The organism is Bacillus sp. cl96 (genome assembly GCF_900100505.1).
GTDB classification, from domain to species: Bacteria; Bacillota; Bacilli; order Bacillales; family Bacillaceae_G; genus Bacillus_A; species Bacillus_A cereus.
Genome location: NZ_FNDM01000001.1, coordinates 357,258 through 369,384, shown reverse-complemented (window position 1 = coordinate 369,384; position 12,127 = coordinate 357,258). Strand labels below are relative to the sequence as shown.

Genomic DNA, 12,127 nt, shown 5'->3' with positions numbered 1-12,127 from the left:
GTTAGAAAAAATAACATCTTTTTGTTATGTTTCATATCATATTCGAAAAAGAACTAAAAATCAACTAAAAATTCAGAAAAATATATACATGATGTTAGAAAATATAACATAGATTATTTTGTGAGGATTGAAATCGACATATGCGTTTCTCTTGGATAATTGGTATAATATTCTTACAATTAAAAACTTGGGGGATGCGTGTGGGAAAAATACGGACTAGGAAACTATTCATTTGTTTTTGCTTAGCTTTTGTTTTGTTTGTACCAATACATACTTTTGCAGACGAAAAAAGAGAGTGGAAAGATGAAGTTATATACTCCATTATGATTGATCGCTTCAATAATGGAGAACCGAAAAATGACAAACAATTAGAAGTTGGTAATTTAGAAGGGTATCAAGGCGGGGATATAAGAGGAATTATAAAAAGGTTGGATTACATAAAAGAAATGGGTTTTACTACCGTTATGCTTTCGCCGCTTTTTGAAAGTGGAAAGTACGATGGATTAGACGTGCGAAATTTTAAAAAGGTAAATGAACATTTCGGGACAGACAATGATGTGAAAGAACTTGTAAAAGAAGCTCATGCAAAAGGAATGAAAGTTGTATTTCAATTTCCGCTTGGAGAAAACGAACGACAGGTAATTGACGCAATGAAATGGTGGATAAAAGAAGTTGATTTAGACGGAAGTTATGTTATACATAGTGAAAAAAAGCCGCGTTCCTTTTGGGATAACGCGCAAAAAGATATGCAAGTGATAAAGAAAGATTTTCGTATTATGACAAAGGAGGATAGCGAATACAACGAAAAAATCGTAGAATCGTTTTCCGAAGCGGATGTATCGGTGAAATCGTTATACGATGTGAGTAAAAAAGAAGGGGAATTTGTTACGTTTTTAGATGATCAAGAAACAAAAAGATATGCGCGTATTGCAAAAGAAAATATGTATTATCCGCCATCACGTTTAAAACTGGCGCTTACTTATTTGTTAACATCACCTGGGATTCCGAATTTTTATTACGGAACGGAAATTGCATTAGATGGAGGAAGTGTACCCGATAATAGACGATTAATGGATTTTAAGTCAGACGAAAAATTTATGCAGCACATAACAAAACTAGGTGAACTTAGGCAGGCGAGACCGTCTTTACGACGCGGTACGTTTGAGCTTCTGTATGATAAGAGCGGGATGAGCATACTAAAACGAAAATATAAAGATGAAGTAACTTTAGTAGCAATTAATAATACGAAAGAAACACAAAAAGTCTCCTTACCTGCAAGTGCAATTGGTGAAAAACAAGAGTTAAGAGGATTGTTACAGGATGAAATTATAAGAGAGGAAAACGGAAAGTTTTATCTCGTTTTAAAACGTGAAGAATCAAACGTGTATAAAGTTAACGGAGAAACAGGTGTGAATTGGTTATTTATCTCCTTAATCGTTGGTGTGAATGTATTATTTATTGCGTTTCTAATTGCAGTTAAAAGGAAGCGTAGATGAGATGAGAAATTACTCGCTCTATGTTCATGTCTTCTTATTGTATTTGTAAGTTTGTTCGGCGGGGCAATAGTGTTATTCTGTTGATATGAAATTTCTTAAGAGAAACGACGTGAGAATGAAAACGTCCCTAGTGAGAGGAGGGCTAGGTTAGGAAGAGGATTTTCTTCCTAACCTGTTTTTTGTGTTAGCACCGATAGGGAAGAATCTTTGAAGCAATCAATAATTGCAACTATATTAATTTTACATTACATTAAAAGTTAGAGAATACTCTTATACTAATACAGTGCTAAATAGTAGGTGGGAAAATGGAGTTTTACGATTTGGGTATTACCATTAAAGAGCTTAGAATTAAAAAAAATATATCACAATCCGAATTATGTCATGGAATATGTTCGCAAAGTCAAATTAGCAAAATAGAAAAAGGTGTGATTTATCCATCTAGTATATTGTTATATCAATTATCAGAAAGACTTGGTATTGACCCAAATAATATATTTGCATTAACTCAAAACAAAAAATTAAAATATGTAGAAAATGTAAAATGCGTAATAAAAGATTGCTTAAAGCAAAAACAATACAAAGAACTTTATGAAATAGTGAAAAAAGAGAAAAACGAAAATAACTTCCAATCAACAGAAGATAAACAATTTTTAATATGGCATGAAGCGATTGCTATATTTATGGTGGATAAATCAATAAAAACTGCTTTAGATTTTTTAAATAATGCATTAAAATTAACTGTAACTAATTCTGATTTTTTATCAGAAAGAGAAATAGATATTATGCAGACAATTGCTATATTGCATGGGGAAAATAAAGAATATGAAAAAAGTATTAATATATTAAGAAGGTGTTTAACTAATTTTAATAAGTTAGATTTTCCTAGAGATAAAGAAATTAAATTGAAAATTATTTTTAATTTAGCAAAAATTTTAGGTCATGCAAATCAACATGAAGAGGCAGTAAAATACAATGATATGGGTATCAAACTAGCTATTAATCTAAATACTTTATATTTACTAGGTGAATTATACTATGGAAAAGCTTGGAATTTATTGAAAATTAAACAACCTAATGAAGAAGATGTTGCAAATAACATGAAAAAAGCATTATTTATATTTGAACTAACAGAAAAAGAAAATCTGATAAAAATGGTTAAAGAAAAATATTTTGAAAACCAAACTGAAAAAAGTCACTCATAATTCATTTGGAAATCACTTGAAATATAATAAAACCTACAGGGGAAATCTCTGTAGGTTTTATACTTATAAACTTGCTTCTAAAATATTAGTGCTTAATATAAATTTTTGAATAAGAGTTTACTTAGCGCTTTAGCGTACTTTTTTATTTTGAAGCATGCATCTTTATTAAAGATGTATGCTTCTTTTTAAATCCATCCGAATATTATTGGTTCAAGTCGGAGGAAGGTACTTTGGGGTGTCTTTTCTTTAGATCTTTATCATTAACTATTTAATGTTTTTTAAATGATTACATGACATATTTTTTTTGTACCAAGCTTTGTTGATACAGTTAGATTTATCCGTTAGTGTATTCGTATTATTAGAACATCCTACAGTATTTAGGGAGAATGTGGCTAATAAAAACCATAATATTAATTTCTTCAAAAAACCACTTCTAACTCTTTTTTAATTAACATTTTTGAGATCCTTACTAATTTTACATTACATTAAAGGTTGGGAAATATTCTTATACTCATAAATTGTTACGTTTTGGCGGGGAGAGGAATTATGAGTTACAGCGATTTTTAAGATGACTTTGGCCCAGGATGTGGTTATTAAGAAAAGTAATTCAAATTGAAGGGGAAACGTCTTAAGGTATATTTTTCTTATTTTCAATAAGGTCTGCTAAATACATGTATAAAACAAATTCTACAATAAGGCCTAGTTTAATCATGCGCTCACTTGTAAAGTATTCGTATGGTTAGACTCTGTTCACTTAGTGATTTTCACCGCATATACCATTTTTCTATGGTTTGTTCTCGGAATATTGTCTCTACAAAACAAAAAACTCCTCTAATTAAGAGGAGTTTTCTTTTTAGCGGTAGTTAATGAACTGTACGTCGATTGGTAAATCAGCGCTACGAACAGCTGCGATTACTGCTTGTAAGTCATCACGGCTTTTCGCTGTAACACGTACTTGATCATCTTGTACTTGTGTTTTTACTTTTAATTTCATTTCTTTAATGATGTTGTTAATTTTTTTAGCGTTATCTTTATCGATACCTTGTTGAAGTGTTGCGCGTTGGCGAACAGTGTTGCCAGTTGCAGCTTCAACTTTTCCGTAATCTAAGTTCTTAATTGGAACGTTACGTTTTACAAGTTTAGAGATAAGAACGTCTTTTACTTGCTCTAATTTAAACTCGTCATCAGAAGTTAAAACAAGTACTTCTTTTTCTAATTTAATATCACTTTTACTTCCTTTAAAGTCATATCGGTTTTGTATTTCTTTTAATGCGATATTAATTGCGTTTGTTACTTCAGGTAATTCTACTTTCGAAACGATGTCAAAAGAACTATCTTTTGCCATAGTTAGCACCTCCAAATAAATTTCTAATCTTGTTATGTACTGTACATACTAAAGTATAGCTGAAAACGAGTCTAGACTTAAGTGTTTTCGTACTTATATTCATGTAACCTCATTTTATTATAGTGAATTTTGGGCAGTTGGACAAATACAGGAAAAATCATGTTATAATTAACTTTTGTTTGGAATGATAAAAAAGATAATTTTATATATATAGAAGGGAATTAAAAAATATGTATTTGCAAATAGGATCGATTGAACAGGTAACTGTTTTACGCGAAACGGAAATTGGATATATGGTTGGGAATGAAGAAGAAGAAATTTTCCTACATAAAAACGAAGTAGCTGGAGAAATTGAAGAAGGCGATACGATTGATGTATTCTTATACCTTGATCACCAAAATCGTATTTCAGCAACAATGAAGGAACCGATTATTACAACTTATGATTGGAACTGGGTAAAGGTTGTAGAAGTTATTCCGAGTTTAGGTGTGTTTGTTGATATTGGTGTGTCAAAAGATATACTAATTCCAGCTGATGAGTTCCCGATTTATATGCCAGTATGGCCAGAAGTAGGCGACGAATTATATTGTACGTTAAAATTAACGAATCGTGATCGTTTAATTGCTCTTCCGGCAAGAGACAGTGATATGCAAGAAATTATCGTAGATGCAACGCCATCTATGCGTAATAAAAACGTAAATGGACGTGTATATCGTTCGCTTCAAGTCGGTTCATTCGTACTAACTGATGAGCATTTCCGTGCTTTCTTACACCATACAGAAAGAAAAGAACAAGTTCGCATCGGTCAGCGTGTAACAGGACGTATTATTGACGTAAAAGATGACGGTACAATTAACATTTCACTTCTTCCTCGTAAAGAAGAAGGAATGGAAGACGATGCTGCAGTAATTTATGCATATATGGAAGAACGAGGCGGAGCAATGCCGTTTTGGGATAAGAGCCATCCAGAAGATATTAAAGAACGCTTTAACATGAGTAAAGCTGCATTTAAGCGCGCACTTGGTAAGTTGATGAAAGAAGAAAAGGTTTACCAAGAAGAAGGTTGGACTTACTTTAAGAAATAAAGTAAATGAAAAAAGAACTATTCTTTCTCTGAATTTTTAAGAGAAGGGATAGTTCTTTTTTATTATAAAGTAGATAAAAAGTAAATAAAGTGTAATAAAACGTTTAATCTACAAATATTTTACTGTATTTATAAGGAAAAAGGAATATAAAATGGTAAATTGTTGGAAAATATACATTTTTAGAAAAAATGTCACAATATTGTCGTTTTTATGTTGAATAACATCGGAAAATTCTTTGAATTGTTAATTGTAAGAATAAAACCGATGCGAATTAGGGGTGAATGTATGGAAAAGAGGCCAGTTAAGAAAAAATGGTATAGGCAATTAATCCAACTTATCGTAGTTGCACTAATTGTTACTTCTATACCACTGAATGGGTTGGCAGAAACGGCACCACCGTTTACACCATCTCCAAATTCAGAACAAACTCCAGAAGTGGAAAAGAAAGAGGAAAAGGAATTACCAGCTCCACATCCAGATCAATTAAAGAAGGATAAGGCTAAAGCACAGGCGAGTCCGACTGAGATTGTAGAAGAAAGAACGGAAACCGAAAAGGTTTTTGATAACAATGATGGTACCTTTACAAAGAGGGTATATACGGAACCGATTCATGCAGAGAAAGATGGAAAGCTAGAAGAGGTTTCACCAAAATTAGTAGAAGCACCAAATGAAAAAATTGTAACGGAAAATACAACATTAGAACCAGAGTTTGAGAAAGCGACAAAAGATGGAAAGTACGTTCAATTTAAAGTAAAAGATCATACTATTCAGTATAAACTAATAAGTGCAAATGGTGAAAAAGGTGAAATGAAGCCATCACCAGTAACCGCAACACATGAAAATAATACAGTATGGTATAAAGGGGTCTTCCCAAATATTGATTTAAAGAGTACGACATTCAATGAAAATGTAAAAGAAGATTTTGTATTACGTGAGTATACAGGACACCACATTTTTACATTTGCATTAGAAACAGATTTAACACCTAGCTTACAGGAAGATGGTTCAATCGACTTCCAAGATGAGAAAAAAGAAAAAGTATTCACATTGCCGAAACCATATATGAATGATTCCAATGTGGATCAACAATCAGGTGAGGCTGTAACGTCAGATGCAGTTCGCTACAATATTGAGAAGAAAGATGAAAAAACATATACATTAACTGTTACTGCAGATCCGCAGTGGTTACAAGCACCAGAGCGAAAATATCCGGTATATGTAGATCCTTCAATTGAATTGGATAATTTTGAAAATGCTTATGCTTCAAGTGTATTCGCTAATGTTAATTATTCAGGAGGAAAACTTTGGGATTCAGGCCAAAATGCTTACACGTTAAAAGTTGGGTATTATGACGCATCGATTGGCACCAACTTTTCATTTATTAAACCAGATGTTTCAAACTTAAAGGGTGCAAAGGTTGAAAGTGCAACATTCCATGCCTATGCAGTTTGGCATTATTATGCGAATCAACCAAATGGTGTTTGGTTAGATGAAGTAACAAGTGGATGGAATGTTGGAAGTGTAAACTGGAATAACAAACCAGGTTCTAACAACATTGCACACGCTGATGTGGGCCGCGGAAAATGGGCCCAGTTCAATGTAACGAATACAGTGAAAGCATGGGTAGAAGGCGCGAGACCAAACAATGGCTTTAAGCTACATGCAAATGGTAATGGTCAAAACCATTGGAAGAAATTCATTGCAGCTGAAAATGGAACGAATGCACCATTCTTGGAAGTGAAATATTCCTACGCAAAACCAAATAAGCCAAGAGTACAAGCTTACTCAAATGGGAGTGGGAGTGGTTCAGGTCACTTCAATGTACAATGGGACGCAGTTCCAGGAGCAACAGGTTATAAAGTTGCCATTTTTAATGGATATGACTATGAATATATTCCTGTTGGGAATGTGACAAGCTGGACGACGAAAGATAAAAAGATATTCCCGACGCCAGAAGAAATTGCACAAGGGCGTTACTGGATACATGATGATGGAAAAGGTGCAGAAGCGCCTACTAACCCAGGACAAATATATAAAAATGCTTACGAGTCAGGAGGTCCGTACGGGGATTATAGCGGAAGAAGTAGCTACTGGATTCGTATTGTAGCAGAGTATCCGTTTGGCGATAGTCCACTTTCAGATGAAATAGTTCCATTTATTCCATTAGAACAAGTGAAAAAGCCAGACGGATCGGCCTACATTAATGCTACAGATAAGGAAACAGGATATGTCACATTAAAGTGGGATGCAGTTCCAGCGGCTGCAGGCTATAAAGTTTGGATTTATAACGGAAAAGATTACGAAGCGTTCGACGTAGGAAATAAAACAAATTGGACAACGCAAAATGAGAAAATTTGGCCAACGAAAGATGAAATTGCAAAAGGCCAATATTTACTTCATCATGATAAAAAAGGTGCAGAATTAGCAGTTGATCCATCACCTGTGTATAAGAATTCTGGCGGAATTTATGCTGGCTTTAAAAATTATTGGTTCCGTGTAACAGCGTATAGTAAAGCCGGACATGCTGAAAGCGAAATTTCGCATGAGTTTGTACCTAAATTTGCTCAAGACTTTGGGTTTATAGGGATGTTTGATTACTGGGCATCAGTTCCGGTACTAAATGGCACAGTGAATGCTACAAATGGTAACTTTATCATGAGTGAAAAAGATATTACGTTATCAGGGCGCGGACCGGATGTATCAGTGGAAAGAACGTATAATAGCCAAAGTAAAAAAGTAGGTCTATTTGGTACAGGGTGGTCTAGTGGATTAGAAGAAAGAATTTTGGCTGAAGGAAATGGAAACCTACTATTAATTTCTGCCGATGGCGCAAATATTACTTTTACTAGAACGGGAGATAATACGTATCAAGCTCCTACAGGTATATATTTAGAAATTAAACAAGTATCAGGCGGATATGAAATAAAAGATAAAGACCAAACGGTTACTTTCTATAAATCTGGAGATGCACAAGGGCGTATCGAGTATACAAAAGATAAATATGGAAATACGACGACATATGAGTATGATGGGGAATCACGTTTATCAAAAGTAAAGAATGCTTCTGGTAAAGAGTTAGTCGTACAATATGATGGAAATAATAAAAAAGCAGCAAAAGTAATCGGCCCAGATAGCAAAACGATTACATTTAAATATGATGGAGATTTACTCGTTTCTTCTACAACACCAGAAGGAAAAGTATATAAATACGGATATGATAATGGATTACTAACATCTATTTATGATCCGCAACATACCGATGCAAAACCATATAAAACATCGTATGCATACGAGAATAATAGATTAGTAAAAGTAACGGACCCATTAGGGAAAGCTACGACATTAGCATATAATACAGATGCGAAAGAAGTTACGTTAACGAATCCTAAAGGAAGTAAAACTGTTTATACGTATAACGATGCTGGAAACCCAGTCAAAACTGTTGAAGATTCTGGACGTCTAAATTTAACAACAACGTATGAATATAATGCAAATAACCTAGTAAAAACAACAACTCCTAAAAATCAAACAGAAACAGCGACCTATGATGGTAATGGGAATGTAACTTCTGTTACTGATGAAATGGGAACAGAAAAGTTTGAGTACAATAAAGACAACGGGCTTATAAAAGCGACAGATAATGAGAATCGTGAAACAACAGTTGCTTATAAGGCTGCAAATACAGAAGTATCTGAAACAGACCAAGCAGCAAATACATCATCTTTCATGCAGTATGATCAGTTTGGAAATCCAATTGCGACAACTAGAGAGCTGGGAACAGGAGAAAACCTGATTCAAAATCCAAGCTTTGAAATGAATGGTACGGAAAAATGGGTACCAGTAAATGCGAATAATTCTGGATCTATTATAAAAGATGCAACATCAGCACCAGGTGGTCTGGGCGGAGAATCATCACTTAAAATTTCAACAAAAGCAACGAATAATGATTGGGGCTATATTGCTGCAATTCAAGAAGTAACGTTAGAACCAAATACAACGTATACGTTAAGTGGTATGATAAAAACGGATTTAGCCAATGGTGCTGGTTTCTTCAATGTACAGTTATTAAATGAAAACGGTGCTGGTGTAGATGGTGGATGGCATGATACTCGTCACAATAAAGTTCAAGGAACGAGGGATTGGGTTAACCGTCAAGTTACTTTTAAAACAACAGAACAAACGAGAAAAGTACAAATCTATTTACAAGTAGAAAATGGCGGTTCTGCTACGAGTGGTTCTGTCTGGTTTGATAAGATTCAACTAGAAAAAGGTGAAGTTTCTTCTAGCTTTAACCCAATTGAAAATAGTAGTTTAGAAAATATGGCGGGAAATGGCTGTATGCCAGGTTGGATTCGAGGAGATGGAACAAGCTGTGATCCGAAAGATGTTTCTCAGCAAGAGAGCTTTACGGGACATTCATCTATTGTATTAGAGCGTAGCCAATATGGAGGGTCAGATGTTGGCTATAGTAAAAGAGTTATATTGAATCAGAAAAAGGCAGAAACATTAACGCTAACAGGAATGTCTAAATCTGAAAATGTAGAAAATGATGCGCCAGATAAACTTTCTCGAGACTATGCGATTTGGGCGGATGTACATTATCAAGATGGCAGTGGTGAAAATTATCAAGTAAAATTCCCAAGCGGTACAAATGATTGGAATCGTAGTGCGGTTGTAATTCCAGCTAAGAAACCAATTAAACATATTCAGGTGTACCTATTATTTAGAAACAATAATAAAGGGAAAGTATGGTTTGATGATATTCGTTTACTAGAAGGAAACGCTCTTATTAAAAACGAGTACGACAACGATGGAAATGTTGTTGCGACGTATGATGAAGAAGGACAGAAAAACACCTTCACATATGATACATCAGGAAATAAAAAGAGCGAGACAGATGAAAAAGGAAATACCAAACTATATGATTACAATAAAGATAATCTATTAACGAAGGTTACATTAAAAAATGGTACTTCTGTAAATTATCTGTATGATCATAATGGGAATACAACAGAGAAATCTGTCATGTTTGGTGGGAAAACGCAAACACACAAATATGAATATGATGTAGATAATAAAAATACAGTCTATATCGATGCGTTAAACCGTCGTATTGAAAACACGTACGATGAAAATGCAAACAAGATTAAAACAACAATGCCAAACGGTTCTATTTTAGAGTCTGTATATGATACAGCAGATCGCGTCGTTGGCGAAAAGCGCAACGGAAAAGATTCATTTACATTTGAACGTGATCAAAATGGACAAGTTACGAAAGTGAAAGATCTTGTCAACGGCGTAGAACGCACGAAAACATACGACAAGGCTGACCGTGTCACAAGCGCAACGGATAGCCGAGGCGGAAAAGTTGACTGGGCATATCACGATAAAGCAAACAGTAAGACAGAAAAACTAAAAGAACAAACAGTAACGCAAGGCGGATACACAAATAAAGTATCGTATGACTACAACACGCTAGATCAAAACATTCGTGTGACAGACGGTTCTCAAACGTATCGATTTGATTATGACGATCAAGGAAATGTTCGTACGTATACAGCTGGCAATGGTTCAGGTTCTACTTTCAACTATGATCATGCGAACAAAATTAAAGATTTAGTAGTAGGTACGTCAAATAGTATTCTACTTTCTGAACGATATGAATATGACCAAGCAGGCAACCGTACGAAGATTAAACATGAAGGTGCGGGCGGAAAAGTAACAGAAACGAACTTTGTATATGACCCGATTAACCAATTATTAAATGAAGCATTACCAAACGGAACAACTAAATCATACACATATGACGGATTTGGAAACCGTACGAGTGTGAAAGTTGTAGAGAATGGAAAAGAAACAAAATCTATAGCGGCAACATTCAATGAAGGGAATCAACTTGTAAAATTCGGAAACGAATCATTAACATATGATGCGAATGGAAATCGTACATCTGATGGAAAGTACAAGTATACATGGAATGAAAATGACCAACTTGTAGCTATCACAAAACAAGGTGAGAGCAATGCATTCGCAACTTATAAGTATGACGAGGATAATCGTCGTATTGAAAAGAGTGTAGGCGGGACAGTAACACGCTATTTCTATGATGGAGATAGTATTAATCCGTTGTATGAAACGGATGGTAGTGGAAATGTACTTCGTCAATATGTATACTCTGTAGACGGTTTACGTTTGGCAATGAAGTCAAAAGGACAAACGTTATACTATCACTACAACCCACGTGGTGATGTCATTGCGATGACAGATCAAAATAGAGAAGTTGTAGCAACGTATGAATATGATTCGTGGGGTAATGTATTAAAGAGTGACGCAAAAGGTATCGCAGCAGACAATCCGTTTGGATATGCAGGATACATGTATGATAAAGAAATTGGCATGTATTACTTGATTGCGAGATACTATAATCCGGAGCATGGTGTGTTTTTATCGGTGGATCCTGATCCGGGTGATGAAGATGATCCTGTGACGCAGAATGGGTATACGTATGGTGATAATAATCCAGTGATGATGGTGGATCCAGATGGGCATTGGGTGTGGTTTGCAGTAAATGCTGGTTTTGCAGCTTATGATAGCTATAAAGCTTATAAATCAGGAAAGGGTTGGAAAGGGGTAGCAAAAGCTGCAGCTATAGGCGCAATTGGCGGAGGAAAATTAAAACTAACAAAAACAATTACAAAACCGGTTTATTTTACAAAGTTATTAGGAAAAAATGCAAGAGCGCATAAATCAAGAATTAATACGGATTTGCCAGGTGGAAAAGCTGTTGCAAAAAGTATTTTTAGACATTATACAAAAGGGCAAAAGGTGATAAATCATAGAAAAGGAAATTCAGTTAGAAGACATACTAAAGACAATCGAATTCAAATTAGAATGGTAAAACGTAAAGATGGCACGTGGAAAGTTAATTTAGATATTAAAAGAAAAAGAATATACGAAGATATTCATTTTTAAGTATATAATACTGAAATTTTAATTAGG

5 protein-coding genes are annotated in these 12,127 nt (G+C 34.5%); 4 read left to right on the top strand and 1 reads right to left on the bottom strand.

Annotation, left to right across the window (positions count from 1 at the left end; all coding sequences use genetic code 11):
• The first annotated feature begins 140 nt into the window (after positions 1–140).
• Both BLT20_RS02050 and BLT20_RS02045 read left to right on the top strand, forming a co-directional pair.
• On the top strand, positions 141–1,496 hold the full coding sequence (locus BLT20_RS02050; RefSeq protein ID WP_002204826.1) for an alpha-amylase family glycosyl hydrolase: 1,356 nt from the start codon (positions 141–143) through the stop codon (positions 1,494–1,496).
• Between the two features lie 305 nt (positions 1,497–1,801).
• Positions 1,802–2,698 (top strand): helix-turn-helix domain-containing protein, encoded by an 897-nt coding sequence (locus BLT20_RS02045; RefSeq protein WP_000397892.1) that lies wholly within the window; start codon positions 1,802–1,804, stop codon positions 2,696–2,698.
• Between the two features lie 853 nt (positions 2,699–3,551).
• On the opposite strand, the gene BLT20_RS02035 is transcribed toward BLT20_RS02045, so the two are convergent.
• Positions 3,552–4,043, bottom strand: a complete 492-nt coding sequence (locus BLT20_RS02035; RefSeq protein WP_001040149.1) for a YajQ family cyclic di-GMP-binding protein — start codon at positions 4,041–4,043, stop codon at positions 3,552–3,554.
• Positions 4,044–4,273: 230 nt separating this feature from the next.
• Between BLT20_RS02035 and BLT20_RS02030 the strand changes: the two genes are divergently transcribed.
• Positions 4,274–5,128: a CvfB family protein gene (locus BLT20_RS02030; RefSeq protein ID WP_000281262.1), complete on the top strand. Its 855-nt coding sequence runs from the start codon at positions 4,274–4,276 to the stop codon at positions 5,126–5,128.
• 285 nt (positions 5,129–5,413) lie between these two features.
• Positions 5,414–12,100, top strand: coding sequence for a DNRLRE domain-containing protein (locus BLT20_RS02025; RefSeq protein WP_000415538.1), 6,687 nt, complete (start codon positions 5,414–5,416; stop codon positions 12,098–12,100).
• Positions 12,101–12,127: the final 27 nt, after the last annotated feature.